This is a genomic window from Micromonospora sp. SD19 (assembly GCF_054462275.1).
In genome coordinates this window covers 276479-291276 of record NZ_JBTLMN010000001.1, presented here as the reverse complement: position 1 = coordinate 291276, position 14798 = coordinate 276479, and the positions used below count along the sequence as shown (strand labels likewise).

General features: G+C 71.4%; 19 protein-coding genes. 9 read left to right on the top strand and 10 right to left on the bottom strand.

Going from position 1 to position 14798, the window contains the following annotated elements:
- Nucleotides 1–27: 27 nt before the first annotated feature.
- Genes ACX27O_RS01390 through ACX27O_RS01380 form a run of 3 tightly spaced genes read right to left on the bottom strand, consistent with a single transcriptional unit; the run spans nt 28 to nt 2376 of the window.
- Nucleotides 28–777 (bottom strand): LamB/YcsF family protein, encoded by a 750-nt coding sequence (locus tag ACX27O_RS01390; protein ID WP_030332063.1) that lies wholly within the window; start codon nt 775–777, stop codon nt 28–30.
- Nucleotides 761–1723 (bottom strand): 5-oxoprolinase subunit C family protein, encoded by a 963-nt coding sequence (locus ACX27O_RS01385; RefSeq protein WP_400448207.1) that lies wholly within the window; start codon nt 1721–1723, stop codon nt 761–763. Before ACX27O_RS01385 ends, ACX27O_RS01390 begins: the two co-directional genes overlap by 17 nt.
- On the bottom strand, nt 1621–2376 hold the full coding sequence (locus tag ACX27O_RS01380) for a 5-oxoprolinase subunit B family protein (RefSeq protein WP_458938821.1): 756 nt from the start codon (nt 2374–2376) through the stop codon (nt 1621–1623). The genes ACX27O_RS01385 and ACX27O_RS01380 overlap by 103 nt, the downstream gene beginning before the upstream one ends.
- A 107-nt stretch (nt 2377–2483) precedes the next feature.
- Here ACX27O_RS01380 and trhA point away from each other — a divergent pair, with 107 nt between their 5' ends.
- Nucleotides 2484–3161 carry a PAQR family membrane homeostasis protein TrhA gene (gene trhA, locus ACX27O_RS01375; RefSeq protein WP_285792516.1) on the top strand — a complete coding sequence of 226 codons (678 nt, stop codon included), beginning with the start codon at nt 2484–2486 and terminating at the stop codon, nt 3159–3161.
- A 151-nt stretch (nt 3162–3312) separates the two neighbouring features.
- Here trhA and ACX27O_RS01370 read toward each other — a convergent pair whose 3' ends face one another.
- Nucleotides 3313–3600, bottom strand: a complete 288-nt coding sequence (locus tag ACX27O_RS01370) for a DUF6458 family protein (RefSeq protein ID WP_030332055.1) — start codon at nt 3598–3600, stop codon at nt 3313–3315.
- 112 nt (nt 3601–3712) lie between these two features.
- Here ACX27O_RS01370 and ACX27O_RS01365 point away from each other — a divergent pair, with 112 nt between their 5' ends.
- The gene (locus ACX27O_RS01365; protein WP_458938820.1) at nt 3713–4252 is read left to right on the top strand and encodes a SixA phosphatase family protein; all 540 of its coding nucleotides are present in this window, start codon (nt 3713–3715) and stop codon (nt 4250–4252) included.
- Between the two features lie 57 nt (nt 4253–4309).
- Here ACX27O_RS01365 and ACX27O_RS01360 read toward each other — a convergent pair whose 3' ends face one another.
- From ACX27O_RS01360 to ACX27O_RS01345, 4 genes are all read right to left on the bottom strand, one after another.
- Complete coding sequence (locus tag ACX27O_RS01360) at nt 4310–4579, bottom strand: DUF6458 family protein (RefSeq protein WP_030332052.1); 270 nt, start codon at nt 4577–4579, stop codon at nt 4310–4312.
- 212 nt (nt 4580–4791) lie between these two features.
- On the bottom strand, nt 4792–6648 hold the full coding sequence (locus ACX27O_RS01355) for an acyl-CoA dehydrogenase (protein WP_358137170.1): 1857 nt from the start codon (nt 6646–6648) through the stop codon (nt 4792–4794).
- A 128-nt stretch (nt 6649–6776) separates the two neighbouring features.
- A complete protein-coding gene (locus ACX27O_RS01350; RefSeq protein WP_458939094.1) occupies nt 6777–7901 on the bottom strand; it encodes a PP2C family protein-serine/threonine phosphatase in 1125 nt (374 codons plus the stop codon).
- 104 nt (nt 7902–8005) lie between these two features.
- Nucleotides 8006–8644 carry a septal ring lytic transglycosylase RlpA family protein gene (locus ACX27O_RS01345; protein ID WP_030332045.1) on the bottom strand — a complete coding sequence of 213 codons (639 nt, stop codon included), beginning with the start codon at nt 8642–8644 and terminating at the stop codon, nt 8006–8008.
- 187 nt (nt 8645–8831) lie between these two features.
- Between ACX27O_RS01345 and ACX27O_RS01340 the strand changes: the two genes are divergently transcribed.
- Genes ACX27O_RS01340 through ACX27O_RS01330 form a run of 3 tightly spaced genes read left to right on the top strand, consistent with a single transcriptional unit; the run spans nt 8832 to nt 10952 of the window.
- Complete coding sequence (locus ACX27O_RS01340; RefSeq protein ID WP_030332043.1) at nt 8832–9383, top strand: phosphoribosyltransferase family protein; 552 nt, start codon at nt 8832–8834, stop codon at nt 9381–9383.
- 33 nt (nt 9384–9416) lie between these two features.
- Entirely contained in the window at nt 9417–10463 is a 1047-nt protein-coding gene (locus tag ACX27O_RS01335) for a questin oxidase family protein (protein WP_030332042.1), read from the top strand.
- Between the two features lie 57 nt (nt 10464–10520).
- On the top strand, nt 10521–10952 hold the full coding sequence (locus ACX27O_RS01330; protein ID WP_036411454.1) for an ASCH domain-containing protein: 432 nt from the start codon (nt 10521–10523) through the stop codon (nt 10950–10952).
- Nucleotides 10953–11005: 53 nt separating this feature from the next.
- Here ACX27O_RS01330 and ACX27O_RS01325 read toward each other — a convergent pair whose 3' ends face one another.
- On the bottom strand, nt 11006–11887 hold the full coding sequence (locus ACX27O_RS01325; protein ID WP_458938819.1) for an LLM class flavin-dependent oxidoreductase: 882 nt from the start codon (nt 11885–11887) through the stop codon (nt 11006–11008).
- 133 nt (nt 11888–12020) lie between these two features.
- Entirely contained in the window at nt 12021–12227 is a 207-nt protein-coding gene (locus ACX27O_RS01320) for a peptidoglycan-binding domain-containing protein (protein WP_369009997.1), read from the bottom strand.
- Nucleotides 12228–12673: 446 nt separating this feature from the next.
- Here ACX27O_RS01320 and ACX27O_RS01315 point away from each other — a divergent pair, with 446 nt between their 5' ends.
- The 4 genes from ACX27O_RS01315 (at nt 12674) to ACX27O_RS01300 (ending at nt 14777) form a co-directional block, all read left to right on the top strand.
- Nucleotides 12674–12868 (top strand): hypothetical protein, encoded by a 195-nt coding sequence (locus ACX27O_RS01315; protein ID WP_030332039.1) that lies wholly within the window; start codon nt 12674–12676, stop codon nt 12866–12868.
- Nucleotides 12869–12902: 34 nt separating this feature from the next.
- Entirely contained in the window at nt 12903–13322 is a 420-nt protein-coding gene (locus tag ACX27O_RS01310; RefSeq protein ID WP_210857708.1) for a hypothetical protein, read from the top strand.
- A 75-nt stretch (nt 13323–13397) separates the two neighbouring features.
- A complete protein-coding gene (locus ACX27O_RS01305; protein WP_210857707.1) occupies nt 13398–14102 on the top strand; it encodes a dihydrofolate reductase family protein in 705 nt (234 codons plus the stop codon).
- A gap of 30 nt (nt 14103–14132) precedes the next feature.
- Nucleotides 14133–14777, top strand: a complete 645-nt coding sequence (locus ACX27O_RS01300) for a dihydrofolate reductase family protein (RefSeq protein WP_030332036.1) — start codon at nt 14133–14135, stop codon at nt 14775–14777.
- Nucleotides 14778–14798 lie beyond the last annotated feature (21 nt).

Below are 14798 nucleotides of genomic sequence, written 5' to 3'. Positions count from 1 at the left end.
CGGAGGGCCCCGCGCGGGCCCCTCCGGTCAGGCGAACGGGGCGAGCGTGATGTCGGCGTCGATCAGGGTGGCGCGGACGAGTTCGGCTGCGGAGACCGCACCCGGGGTGTCGCCGTGCACGCAGATCGAGTCGACCGAGCAGGGGATGACGGTGCCGTCGACAGCCACCACGCTGCGGTGCGTGGCCATCCGCACCGCCCGTTCGGCGACCTGCTCGGGGTCGGTGATCACCGCGCCCGGGGTGCCGCGCGGCACCAGCGCACCGTTGGGCAGGTAGGCGCGGTCGGCGAAGGCCTCGGCCACCACCGGCAGACCGGCACCGACGGCGAGTTGGGCGAGGGTCGACCCGGGCAGGCAGAGCACCGGCAGCTCGGGGTCGTAGCCGGTGACCGCCGCGACCACCGCCGCCGCCTGGGATTCGTCGATGCTGGCCGCGTGGTAGAGCGCGCCGTGCGGCTTGAGGTAGCGGACCCGGGTGCGGAACAGCCGGCAGAACGCGTCCAGCGCCCCGAGCTGATAGGTCACCTCGTCGCGGAGCTCGGCGAAGTCGTACGCGATGTGCCGCCGGCCGAAGCCGGCCAGGTCGCGGTAGCCGACCTGCGCGCCCACCGCCACCCCACGGTGCGCGGCGCCCTCGCAGACCCGCCGCATGGTGGACGGGTCGCCGCCGTGGAAGCCGCAGGCGACGTTGGCGGAGGTCACCAGGTCCAGCAGCGCGTTGTCGTCGCCGAGTCGCCAGATGCCGAATCCCTCGCCCAGGTCAGCGTTGAGGTCCATGGAATCTGACGGTAGTACCTGGCCGTGCCTGCGCGAGCGCTGTCACGTCGGTGACCACCCCGATGACGGGGTATCCGCCGGTGGTCGGATGGTCCGCGAGGAAGATCAGGGGTTGTCCGTCCGCCGGCACCTGTACCGCGCCGAGCACGATGCCCTCGCTGGGGAGTTCGCCGGCGACCGCGCGGGGCAGCGGCGCGCCGGCGAGGCGCGCGCCGACCCGGTTGCTCACCGGGCTGATGGTGTACGCGCTGCCGAAGAGCCGGTCGAACGCAGTCGGCGTGAACCAGTCCTCGCGGGGGCCGGGGCCGAGCGTCAGGTGCAGCTCCGGCTCGGGGTGGGCGCAGCTGGTCGAGTCGACCGGCGCGGGTGCGGCGACCGGTTCGCCCAGTGGCAGCCGGTCGCCGTCCCGCAGCGCAGGTGGGCCGAGCCCGGAGAGGGTGTCGGTGGCCCGGCTGCCGAGCACCGGTGGCACGTCGATGCCGCCCGCGACCGCCAGCCAGCTCCGTACGCCCCGTCGGGCGGGGCCGATCCGCAGCACCGTGCCGGCCGGCACGCTGAGCGGGCGTCCGGTGTCACCGGGCCGAGCACCCGCCTGGACCGGGACCTCGGCACCGGTGACCGCGACAGTGGTGGCCCGGGTCAGCCGCACTGTGCAGCCGGTCAGGGTGATCTCCAGGCCGGCCGCGTGCTCCGGGTTGCCGACCAGCCGGTTGGCCAGCCGCAGGGCGGCCGGGTCGAGGGCGCCGGAGCGGGGTACGCCCAGGTGCGCCCAGCCGGGCCGGCCGAGGTCCTGCACTGTGGTGAGCGCGCCGGCGCGGAGCACCTCGATGGCGCCCGGGTGGGTCACGCCGCCACCATCCGGACGGTGGTGCCCGGGTTGAGGCGGGCCGGCGGATCGGCGGCGACGTCGAACAGCACCAGGTCGGTCCGGCCGACCAGCTGCCAGCCGCCGGGCGACGCGCCCGGATAGATGCCGGCGTACGGGCCTGCCAGCGCGACCGAGCCGGCCGGGACCCGGGGTCGGGGCGTGGCCAGCCGGGGCAGCGCCAACTCGGCGGGCAGCCCGGTCAGGTAGGGAAAGCCGGGGGCGAAGCCGCAGAACGCGACCCGGAACCTGGTGCTGGTGATCCGCTGCCGCACCGCTGACACGTCCACGCCCCAGTGGTCGGCCACCGCCGGCAGGTCCGGCCCGTCGAAGGAGACGGGCACGACCACGTCCGCCGCGTCGGCGTCGGGGTTGGCGGCGGCGCTGGCGTCGGCGTCGGCGTCGGCGTCGGCGTTGGCGTCGGCGCTGGCGTCGGCGTTGGCGTTGGCGTTGGCGTTGTGGCCTGCGGCTCTGGTGTGCTCGGGGCCGGTGGCCGCGGCGGCGACGGCGGACGCCCATCGGGTCAGCTGCCGGGCGGTGGCGGTCGGGTCGGGCAGGCCGTCGAGCAGCACGGTCCGGGCCGCCGGCACGATCTCGACGGCGATCAGGTCGCCCCGTTCCCGACGCCGCCACAGTTCGCTGCGCCACGCTTCGACGAGCGCGGCCTCGGGGATGTCGGTGGGCGTGGTGCAGTCGAGGAGCAGGGCGTGCGCCCCGACGGGTCGGATCCGCATCCGCTCATCCTCGCCGATGTGCCGCCGATCCGGTGTTCACGGTGATGGTGCCCGGTGTCACCAACGCCACTACTTACAAGTAACCTACGGTGTCGTAACCTGACTGGGTGACCACCTCCGCCCCGCTTCGCCTGAAGCCGGTCGACATCGGTAAGCCTCGGATGCGCGGCTGGCTCCACACGTACGCCTTCTTCGTCGCCGTGGTCTGCGGCATCGTGCTCTGCTCGATCGCCGCCACCAGGCCGGGATGGGCGCCACTGGTGAGCTGCCTCATCTACAGCCTGACGGTCTGCGGGCTCTTCGGCACGAGCGCGTTGTACCACCGTCGGGTGTGGTCGGAGCGCGGCTACCAGCTGATGCGCCGGATGGACCACTCGATGATCTTCGTGTTCATCGCCGGCACGTACACACCGCTCTGCGTGATGCTGCTCGCGCCCCGGCCTGCCACGGTGATGCTGGCCCTGGTCTGGGGTGGCGCGCTGGCCGGCGTGGCGGTCAAGGTGGTCTGGCCGCACGCCCCGCGCTGGGTGTCCGCGCCGCTCTACCTGGCGCTGGGCTGGGTGGCGGTGGCCATGCTGCCGGAGATCCTGCACGGCGGCGGCGTCGCGGCACTGGTGCTGCTGATCGTCGGCGGCGCGATCTACAGCGTGGGCGCGGTCTTCTACGCGTTGCGGCGGCCCAATCCGTGGCCGACCGTCTTCGGCCACCACGAGTTTTTTCACGCCTGCACGCTGCTGGCGGCGCTCTGTCACCACATCGCCATCTACTTCGCGCTTTTCGCCTGACCCGAACTCCGGGATCGGCGGCTCCCCGGGATCGGGCACCGCATCCCACCTCACGATCCGCGGGGGCGCGCGGGGCGCGGCTCCGGGGCCGGGGCCGAACGCGAGCCGGGGCCCCGCGACGCTGCGGGACCCCGGAGTGTGTGAGCGAGGATCAGACCGGTCGGCCCGGCCTACGCACCTCGCGGTACTCCTGCACGACCTGGTCGTTCTGGACCGGAACGACCCGGTCGGCCACCACGCGCTCCTCGCGCACCGGCGCGGCGACCACCGCGCGGCGGCGGCTGCTCCAGAAGTAGAGGGTGACGAGCAGACCGGCGACGCCGGCCAGCATCAGCACCCAGCCGACCACTGACAGGTCAAGCCAGCCCAGGTCGGCTTCCACTGCGAACGCGAAGATCGCGCCTATCGCGATCAAGAAGATGCTGCCACCAATGCCCATGTCTCGCTCCTCGGCTCTAACCTGGCGTACCTCGCGCCGCGGCCGTCGGTAGGGGTGCGGCATCCATCGACTTACCCCGGCACGGAGATCGCCAATCGGGCAAGCTGGGACCATGACGGACGCCGACCCCGAGACACGGACACTGGTGTTGCTGCGGCACGCGAAGGCCGAGCAGGGCAACGACGCGGCGGACGACGCCGAACGGCCACTGAGCGCCCGTGGGACCGCCGACGCGGCCGCGGCGGGGGCCTGGTTGGCGCACCACGGGCTGCTGCCCGACGTGGTGATCTGCTCGACGGCCCGCCGCACCCGGCAGACCTGGCACGGCGTGGCGATGGGGATGACCGGTTCCCCGCCGGAGGGTGGCCCGACCGGTCCCCGCCCGACCGTCCGTTATGAGCCGGGCGCGTACGACGCGCACCCCGAGGAGTTGTTGTCGCTGGTCCGCACGGTGGACCCGGCGGCCCGCACGGCACTGCTCATTGCCCACAATCCAGGCATCTCGCTGCTCTCGGCGCTCTTCGACCCCGAGGGTGTCGACGACGGGGGGCTGCGCACCGCCGAGTTGGCGGTACACCGCTGCCCGGTCGGCTGGTCGCAGTGGAGCAGGGCGGGAGCGCCGCTCACGGCCCGCCACACCGCAAGCGACTGAGCCACCCGCCGGCAGTCGACGGGTGGCTCAGCGGTACGCGTCCAGCCTGGGTGGGGATCAGGACGGCGGCGCGGTCGGTGGCGGCGGGTCCGGCGGTGGCGGCATCATCGCCGTCGGATGAGACAGCCGGTTCTCCTCCACGATGAGGGTTCGGGCCCGCTTGCGCCGGTCCTGCCAGAACCAGAGCGTGGTCAGCAGGACGGCCAGCCCAGCCAGGATGAACACCCAGCCGACCGCGCGTACGTCGATCCACCAGACGTTGGCTCTCAGCGCGAAGGTCAGGATCGCGCCGATCGCGATGAGAAAAATGCCGCTACCTACACCCATGTGCGCTGCACTCCCCCGTGCGGTGGCTCTGGGCGTTCCCTTTCGAGGTCACGCGACGGTTACCCGCCACGCCACCGGCATACCCGACCGGGCTCGCCGAATACGTGCCCGACGCGGGGTGGGACGGCGACGGCCGGCGAGGCAGACAGCCCCGCCGGCCGTTGCGGCGTCGGGTGGTGCGACCCGAAACCGTCAGACGTGCCGTGGCACGCTCAGAAGGCCTCCTCCGGGAGGTCCATGATGTCGAGGTCCGCACCCTCGATGATCCGCCGGTCGGCACCGATGCGGGGCAGCACCTCACGGGCGAAGAAGCGGGAAGCGGCCACCTTGCCGGTGTAGAACGCCTTGTCACTGGCGGAAACCTCGCCGGCCAGCGCCTTCAGCGCCACGTCGGCCTGCCGCTGCAGCAGCCAACCGACCACCAGGTCGCCGATCGCCAGCAGGAACCGCCGGCTGCTCAGCCCGACCTTGTAGAGGGCGCGGGTGTCGCCGCCCTGCGCCTCGCCCAGCCAGCCCGTCATCACACCGAGGATGTTCTGCACCTCGGCGAGCGCCTTGCCGAGCGCCTGCCGCTCGTCCTTGAGCTGACCGTTGCCCGCCTCGGAGGAGATGAACTCCTGGATCTCGCCGGCCACCGCCATCAGCGCCTTGCCGTTGTCCCGCACGATCTTGCGGAAGATCAGGTCCAGGCTCTGGATGGCGGTGGTGCCCTCGTACAAGGTGTCGATCTTGGCGTCCCGGACGTACTGCTCCAGCGGGTAGTCCTGCAGGAAGCCGGAGCCGCCGAAGGTCTGCAGGGCCTCGTGCCCGAGCAGCTCGTACGCCCGCTCCGAACCAACGCCCTTGACCAGCGGCAGCAGCAGGTCGTTGACCCGCTTCGCCAGCTTGGTGGCCTTCTCGTCGCCGGCCGCCTCGGCGATCGCGACCTTGTCCTGCCAGGTGGCGGTGTAGAGGACCAGGGCGCGCAGACCCTCGGCGTACGACTTCTGCATCAACAGCGAGCGGCGCACGTCCGGGTGGTGGGTGATGGTGACGCGGGGCGCGGTCTTGTCCGCCTGCTGGATCAGGTCGGCGCCCTGCACCCGGTTCTTCGCGTACTCCAGGGCGTTGAGGTAGCCGGTGGAGAGGGTGGCGATGGCCTTGGTGCCGACCAGCATCCGGGCGTACTCGATGATCATGAACATCTGCCGGATGCCGTCGTGCTTGTCGCCCAGCAGCCAGCCCTTGGCCGGTACGCCGTGCTCGCCGAAGGTCAGCTCGCAGGTGTTGGAGACCTTCAGGCCCATCTTGTGCTCGACGTTGGTGGCGTAGACGCCGTTGCGCTCGCCCAGCTCGCCGGTGGTCTCGTCGAAGTGGAACTTCGGCACCACGAAGAGCGACAGGCCCTTGGTGCCGGGGCCACCGACCCCCTCCACGCCCACCGGGCGGGCCAGCACGTAGTGCACGATGTTGTCGGTGAGGTCGTGCTCACCGGAGGTGATGAAGCGCTTCACGCCCTCGATGTGCCACGAGCCGTCCGGCTGCTGGATGGCGCGGGCGCGGCCGGCGCCGACGTCCGAGCCGGCGTCCGGCTCGGTGAGCACCATTGTGGAGCCCCACTGCTTGTCGATGAAGAGCTTGGCCCACCGCTTCTGCTGCTCGGTGCCCTCGACCTCCAGCACGTGCGCGAAGGACGGACCCGAGGCGTACATCCAGATGGGGGCGTTCGAGCCGAGCACCAGCTCGGCGAGGGCCCACCAGAGGGCGCGCGGCGCAGTGGTGCCACCCAGGTGCGGCGGCAGGTCCAGGCGCCAGAACTCGGAGTCCATGAACGCCTGGTACGACTTCTTGAACGACTCCGGCAGCGGCGCGGTGTGCGTGGCCGGGTCGAAGACCGGCGGGTTGCGGTCACTGTCCGTGTAGCTGGCGGCCAGATCCTCGCGGGCGAGGCGGTCCAGCTCGGCGAGGAAGGTGCGGGCCGTGTCGGCGTCGAGTTCCGAGTACGGCGCCTGGCCGAACGCCCGGTCCGCCCCGAAGACCTCGAACAGGTTGAACTCGAGATCCCGCAGGTTGCTCTTGTAGTGGGTCATGCTCGCTGGCCCCGCTTCCGGACAGGTGTTACCGATCAGTAACCCAGACTGTATTACTCGCGGGTAGGCAGCGACAAGCGGATCACCCAAGTGACGGCGATTACACACCTGCGGTGCCGCCGGCCGACTCAGCTCTCGGCGGCGCCGACCTCCCAGCTCGGGACGGCCACGGCCGCGCTGGTACGAGCACCCACGTACTCCATCAGGACCAGCGCGATGTCGTCGTCAAGCCGGCCGTGGACCCACTCGACCAGGGCGGTCTCCAGCGACGCCAGCCCGTCGGCGACAGTGCCATGGCCGAGCAGCCGCCAGGCCCGGTCGGCGGTGGGGAAGAACTCGCCGTCCCGCCGCGCCTCGCCGAGACCGTCGGTGAACAACAGCAGCCTGTCCCCGGGCTCCAGGCGTTCGACCCGGGGGCGGACCACCGGCATGAACCCGAGCGGAGGCGCCGGGGCCGGCGGTTCCAGCGGGATCACCGCGCCCCGACGCAGCAGCAGCGGCGGCGGATGCCCGCAGTTGACGATCGTCAGGGTGCCGCCCCGCTCCTCGACCAGTGCCGCCGTGACGAAGTCCTCGTCCCCGACGTTGCGGGCCACCGCCCGGTCCAGGTCGGCGACGACGGCCCGCAGGTCGGCCCGCTCGTACGCCACGTGCCGGTAGGAACCGAGGACGATGCTGGCCAGCCGGACCGCGTCCAGGCCCTTGCCTCGCACGTCACCGATGATCATGCGTACGCCGTAGGGGGTGTCGATCGCCTCGTACAGGTCGCCGCCGATCTCGGCCGTCGCGGTGGAGGAGATGTAACGCCCCGCTACCGAGAGCGTGCCGACCTGCGGTCCGAGCGGGCGCAACACCGCCTGCTGGGCCACCGAGGCGAGTTTGGTCAGCTCGACGATCCGCTCGGCCTGCCGCTGGCGAACCCAGGCCACCGCCACTGCCAACGCGGTGACGAGCGCGACCGCGACAACGTTGACCGAGGTGTCCAACGAAACCTTCGGCGCGACCAGCGCGAAGCCGACGCTGAACAGAGTCGCCGCGACGCCCACCCCCAGGACCACCAGCCAGGACGCCAGGGCCGCGGCGAGCACCGGTGCGGCGGCCAGGAGCGCGACGTAGTGCACCTCCCGGCCGTCCGCCACCTCCACCGCCGACACGATCGCGAGCAGAACGAGGGCCGCGCCGAGGCCGGCGCGGGATCCGGGGCTCAGCGGGCGGCGGCCCGACTGGAGGAGTCGCGTGGGTACGACTGACAGTTTGCCTGATCCACGTGAACCGGTGAATGAACCTGACCCGTCGTCCGAGCAGGTTCTGTCCGGCCGGCCCAGTCGGCTGACCGAATCGGCGTCGTCCGCGCCGCTCAGCCGAGAACCTCGTAGCGGACGGTGAGCGCGCCCACGTCGACCGAGGCGATGGTGGCGAAGGCGGCCCGGGAGAGATCCAGGCAGCGGCCGTCGATGAACGGGCCGCGGTCGTTGATCCGCACCGTCACCGACTTGCCGTTGGCCGGGTTGGTCACCCGGACCTTGGTGTTGAACGGCAGTGTCTTGTGCGCGGCGGTCAGCGCGTCAGGGTTGAACGACTCGCCGTTGGCGGTGAGCTGCCCGTCGGAATAGAACGAGGCACCGCACGAACCGCTCTCCAGCACCTTCGCCGCGGCCGTGGTCTTCTTCGCGGTCGGCTTCGGCTTCGGCTTCGGCGACGTGGTGCGCTCCTTGCTCCGGGAGGCGGCCTGCTGCGACCGGGTCGCCGACGGGCTTGCGGTCGCACTGGGCGAGGCGCTGGCGCTCGGGGAGACGCTTGGGGAGCTGGGGGTGAGGCTGCTCGCGGCGGTGGTCGGGGTGAGGTCGAGAGCAACCTGCCCCGACTGGTCGGAGCCGGAGGCCAGCTGCACGGCACCGACGGTGCCCCCGACCGCGAGGGCGACGCCGACCGCCGCGGTGGCCACGATGCCCGCCGGGGAGGAGAAGATGCGGGTACGGGAGTGCCTGCCTGCCACCGGCCCGGTCCTTTCGTCGTCTGAACAAACCGGGTCGGACCGTAACGAGAGAAGCACTTCCGAAGTCAACGTGATCATGGTGCTATGCCCGCATTTGCACAGGTACGTGTAGCCGATCATCCGATCCGGGGTGGGCCGGGCGGCCCGGGTGCGGCGGGACCCACCGTCCGTACCGCAGGATGAGCGGATGCCCTCCGAGCTGACCGAACGCCTGGCCGCCCTGTTCCGGTGGATCGACCCCGGCCCGGGCACCAGTCACCTGGTCAGCGACATCTCCGGTTGGTGGCGGGACCCGACGGTGCTGGCCGAACTGGGACCGGCCCTGGTCGCGCCCTACCGGGCCGCCCGGCCCACCGTGGTGCTCGCGCCGGCCGTCACCGGGCTGCTGCTGGGGCCGTTGGCCGCCACCGCCCTCGGGGTCGGCTTCGTGGCCGCACACAAACCCGGTGACGGACGGCTGCCGGCCGGACCGCTCACCTGGGCCCAGAGCCCACCGGACTACCGGGGCCGACGCGTCGACCTCGCCGTACGGGACCGACACCTCGGCCCCGACGACCGGGTGCTGGTGGTGGACGACTGGGTGCGCACCGGCGCGCAGCTACGCGCCCTCTACGACATCTGCGCCGCACGGGGCGCCGAGGTGCTGGGCACCGCCGTGGTGGCGGTGGACTGCCCGCCCGACGTCGCGGCCGACCTCCGGATCACCGGCCTGATCGCCGCCGCCGATCTGCCCGCTTGACCTCAAGCGAGGTTCAGCATTGACGATCGACTGATGAGTGACGGAGTTCTCGACGAGGCGTACGAGCGACTGCACCGCACCGGCCCCGAGTTCGAGGGCTGGTTGTCCAACCACGGGCCGATGGCCGTCGAGGCGTTGGTCCGGCACGGGCACCAGCAACGGGTGCACCGCTGGCTCGACGACTACCTCGGCCGCCTCGACGAACTGCCCCGGGGGCTGCACCCGATCGACGACTGGCGGTCAGCGCTGGGCGACCCGAAGCGCGCCGGCGACTGGTTGACCTACTTCGACGGCCAACTGCGCGAACACCCGTGGCGCGCGGTGCTCGGCACCTGGTGGCCCCGGCTGCTGCCGGGCATCGCCGCCGGTGCCACCCACGGGGTGATCCGGGTCGGGCACGCCGTACGCGCGCTCGACTCGGCCGACGAGAACCCACTGCGGCTCGCCGAGTTGGGCCAGGCCCTCGGCTACTGGGCGGCCCGCTGGCAGCCGATCCCCGGCACCGACCAACTGCTCGCCGGCAATCCGGAGCAGTCGGGCACCAGCGACGTCGACGTGGCGGCCGCGCTGGCCGGGGTGCCGCGGATCGACGACCAGACCGGGGGCATCCGGGATCGGCTGGGCCGGCTGCCGGACGTACCCCGGTGGGAGCCGGCGCTCGCGGCGCTGCGACCGGCGCGGAGCCCGGCCGAGGCGCAGCGCGGGCTCACCACGCTGGTGCACCGGGCCGGCCTGGACTACCTGCGCTTCGGGCACACCAACCCGGTCATGCTGGTGCACGCGGTGACCGCGCCGACCGCTGTGCTGCGTACCCTGCCGGCTCTGGACCGGGCCCTGTGGGCGCCGAGCCTCACCGCGGCCTGGGCCGCGACGGCGGCCATGACCTCGGTGTACGCCCCGGCCGACGGCATCGCGCCACCGACGGTGGCCCCGGCGACGCCAGCGGAGGTCTTCGCCCGCGCGGCCCGGCACGGCGACGAGCACGTGGTCAAGCTGGCCGACGCGATCCTCGACGCGTACGCGGCCAGCGGCGACGACCGGCTCCTCACCGCACCCGGCTACGCCGGCCAGTTGATCTGAGCGGGGCGACGGGTATTGCGGCAGCGTCCCGGCCCGTGCTGGCCTAGCCTCGGCAGGATGTGGCCTCGGATCGGTGAACTGCGCGCCCTCGCTCTCGGCACCCCCGGCGAGCTACGGGCAACCCTCAACACCCTGGTGCTGGCCGGGGTGAAGACCGCCACGGCCGGGCGGCTCGCCGAGTACGCGGACGAGGGCGAGGAGTTGGAGCACGTCGGCGAACGCCTGGCGCTGGTCGACGACGACGACGCCCTGGCCGGCGTCGTGGAGATCACCGGAGTCGAGGTGGTCCGTTTCGCCGACGTGCCCTGGGACTTCGCCCACGCCGAGGGCGAGGGTGACCGCTCGATCGAGGAGTGGCGGGGCGGGCACTCGGCCTACTGGGCGCGGCTCGGCACGCCGGTCGACGACGACACCCCGATCGTCTGCCTCCGCTTCCGGCTGGTCTCCGGCGGCGAGGGTGGGGTGGCCGGCGGCGACCTCGGCACCTGACCCGGCGGGTTCGGGTGCGGGGACTCAGCCCGGCGGGTTCGGGCGCGGCGGACTCAGCCGCGTAGTTGTGGCAGCAGCCGGGTCGCCACGTCCACCAGGACGGCCTCGTCACCGGCGTACCAGCTGCTGGCCCGCGGCCAGTGCGTCACCACGTCGGTGAAGCCCAGCTCGGCGGCCCGGCCGACCTGATCGGCGAAGAACTGGGCGCTGCTGAGCGAGAAGACCGGCGCCGCGTCCAGCGAGAGGTAGCGGTCCAGGCTGGCCGGATCGCGGCCGGCCTCGGCCAGGGTCCGGTCCATCCGCGCGGACAGCGCCGACACGCTGGCCCACCAACCCGCCAGGTCGTTGTCGTCACCGGTGCCGGTGGTCACCCAGCCCTGCCCGAACCGGGCCACCAACCGCATCGACCGTGGCCCGTTGGCGGCCACCACGAACGGCACCCGGGGCTGCTGCACGCAGCCGGGATTGTTGCGGGCGTCCACCGAGGCGAACCAGTCGCCACGCCAGGTGGTGCCGTCCTCCCGCAGGATCAGATCCAACAGCTCGGTGAACTCGGCAAACCGGTCGACCCGCTGCCGCGGTGGCAATGTCTCACCACCCAACACCGCCGAGTCGAAGCCGATGCCGCCCGCGCCCAGGCCGAGCAGCAGCCGACCGCCCGAGACGTCGTCCACGGTGGTGATCTGCCGGGCGAACGCGGCCGGGTGCCGGAAGTTCGGCGACGCCACGAGGGTGCCCAGCCGAATCCGCGAGGTCACCGTGGCGGCGGCCGTCAACGTGGACATCGAGTCGAACCACGGGCCGTCGACCAGGTCACGCCAACCCAGGTGGTCGTACGTCCAGGCGTGGTCGAAACCCCACTCGTCGACCTGGCGCCAACGACGCTGCGACTCCGCCCACCGCTGGTCCGGCAGGATCACGATGCCAATCCGCATGATCGCCACCCTAGCCGGGGACACCACCAGGGTCGGGTTCTCGCTCTCGTTTCGCTGTGGACCTCACGGCGGTCTGCCGGAGGGCGACCTGCGGCGTGCCCGCCGGCCACCCTCCGACCCGAGCGACTACGGTTTACGGCACCTGCCTGCAGGACGTGCCATTTGAACCCTGGTGATAAATGGCCTTACGGGTATTCGGGCCATACACTCCGTCGGAGGGTGTGGCTACCGCAGACTGAACGGCTCGTAGTGCCTTTTCGGTAGCTGGACCGAAACTGCTATCGGCAGTGAGCGGATAGACGCCCTGGCTACGGAGAACCCATTCGTAGCAGACGTTCATTGTGACCTGCAGCTGAAAGACGGCAGAGTTCGCATTGCCCCGACGCAGCGAGCAATTGACGTTACTCCCGTACGCAGGCACGTCGGCCCCGTTGTAAGAGATCCACCTGTTGCACGTCGAGGTGGCCATGGTCTCCACTCCACCTGCCGGAGCAGCCATTACAGGTGTAGCGGTGGCGGTAGCGGCGATGGCCGCCAGCGCAAAGATTGTCAGGACGCGACGCAGCAGCATATTTCCTCCCATGCCGCGGCATTTGGCGCTAGCCCCGTGCCCCGCCTCAATGCCCTCGGCTTGGACCGACGATACTGGACACAGCCAGGAAGATCAATGTCTCTGTTTTGAAAAGATGCAACCCGTCCACCCATAAATCGCTGCCCCTGCGGAGTGGAGGGTCGATCGCCGCGACGGGGACGACATCGCCGCCCGACCTTGGCTACCGTTCGGCCATGGACATACAGGCACGCCGGACCGACACGGTACGGGCGTTCGGCACCCTGTCACTGCTGGCGGGTTTCGTGGTCTCACTGCTCAGCATGCCGTCCAGCCATGAGCCGCTGAAGCCGCAGATCCTGGCCGCTTTCCTCATCCTGACCGGTCTCGGTCTGCGGATCGAGGCGGCGATCGGCGACCGGAAGTCCTAGGTCCACCGCCGCCACCAGTCCGTACCCTCGGGGGATGGCCACCGAGGCGGCTGCTGCCCGCGTATCCCCGGATCGCCGGATCCGCGTGATCCGCACCGTGGCGATGCTGGTCGGGGTGGTCGTTCCGTCCCTCGTCCTCCGCGAGCTGGTCGAGTTCCGGTTCGGCAGTGGGCCGCTGGCCGACGTCAGCGCTGTCGCGGTGCCGATGGCGGCGACCGCCTGGCTCGCGCCGGACGCCTCCTACCGCCGCCGCGACGCCCTGCTCTGGCTGATCGGCCCCGGCCTCTACGTCTTGGCGGTGATCGCCTGGCGAGTGGCCCTCGCGCCCTACCGGGACTGGCGGCCCCGACCGGAGGAGGCGCACCGGATGCGCTGGTCACGCGACCCGGAACACGCCGGAACGTGGCTGTTGAGCAAGCCGACGAGTGACACGGGTCACACTGGCTCCTCGTAGGGACATCGCGTTCGGCTCCGACCTCTCGGCGAGCGGCACCCGGACGGGGTGTCGACCGAGAGAGGACCAGGCGCGATGACGAAGGTGACCGCACAACTGTCGGTGTCGGTGGACGGCTTCTACGCCGGCCCGCAGTTCGACGGCAACGGCGACTGGATGGGCTCGACGGAGAGCGCGAAGTTCTTCCGGGTCACCCGGTGGGCGACCGACGCGGCGGCCTGGCGCGAACGGCAGGGCTTCAGCGGCGGGGAGCAGGACACCAACTCCGAGGTGATCGCCGAGTCGTTCGGCGCGGCCGGCGCGTACGTGATGGGCCGCCGGATGGCCGACGGGGGTGAGATCCCCTGGGGTGAGGAGCCGCCGTTCCGCGCACCGGTCTTCGTCGTCACCCACCGCCCCCGCCAACGGCTGATGAAGGGGGGAGGCACCAGCTTCACCTACGTCACCGATGGTGTGGCCAGCGCCGTCGAACAGGCGCGCGCCGTGGCCGGTGGCAAGGACGTCGCGGTGGCCGGTGGCGGCAGCCTGGTGCGTCAGGTACTCAAGGCCGGCCTGCTCGACGAGTTGGAGCTGCACGTCGTGCCGGTGGTGCTCGGCACCGGCCTGCGGGTCTTCGACGCGGACCTCGACCTGGGCGACCGGGAGGGCATCGAACTGACGCCCACCCGCGTCCTGACCACCCCGCAGGTGACCCACATCCGGTACGCGGTGCGCGGTCGCGCCCCGCTTGTGCTCGACGACCGGGGCCGTGGCGGCGGCCCGACGGCAACCGCGAACTGAACCACTGCCGACCGGAAAGGAGGAAACACCATGTCACAGCTGTTGCGGGTGCAGTGCTTCAACGTTTCACGCGACGGGTTCGGCACCGGAGAGGGGCAGAGCCTGGAACGCCCCTTCGGTCACGCGGACCCCACCCCACTGTTCTCCTGGCGTGCCGCCACCGCCAGCTTCGTGTACCGCACCGAGCCGGGCGGCAGTCGCGGCCTGGACGACTACCTGACCCGCGACGCCGAGTGCAACATCGGCGCGGAGATCATGGGTCGCAACAAGTTCGGCCCGCAGCGTGGCCCCTGGAAGGACCACGAGTGGACGGGATGGTGGGGGGACAACCCGCCGTTCCACACACCGGTCTTCGTGCTCACCCACCACGAACGCCCGTCGTTCACACTGGCCGACACCACGTTCCATTTCCTCAACGCCAGCCCGACCGAAGCGCTGGCCCGGGCGAAGCAGGCAGCCGCCGGTCGGGACGTCCGCCTCGGTGGCGGGGTGGCGACGATCCGTGAGTTCCTCGAGGCCGACCTGGTCGACACGATGCACATCGCCGTCGCACCCGTCGACCTGCACCGGGGCGAACGGTTGTGGGACAGCCCCGACGAACTGCTCGACCGCTTCCACCTCGAGTCGGTGCCCAGCCCCAGCGGAGTCACCCACCTCCTGTTCTGGAAACGATGACAGCGCTCCTGGCCGGCACTG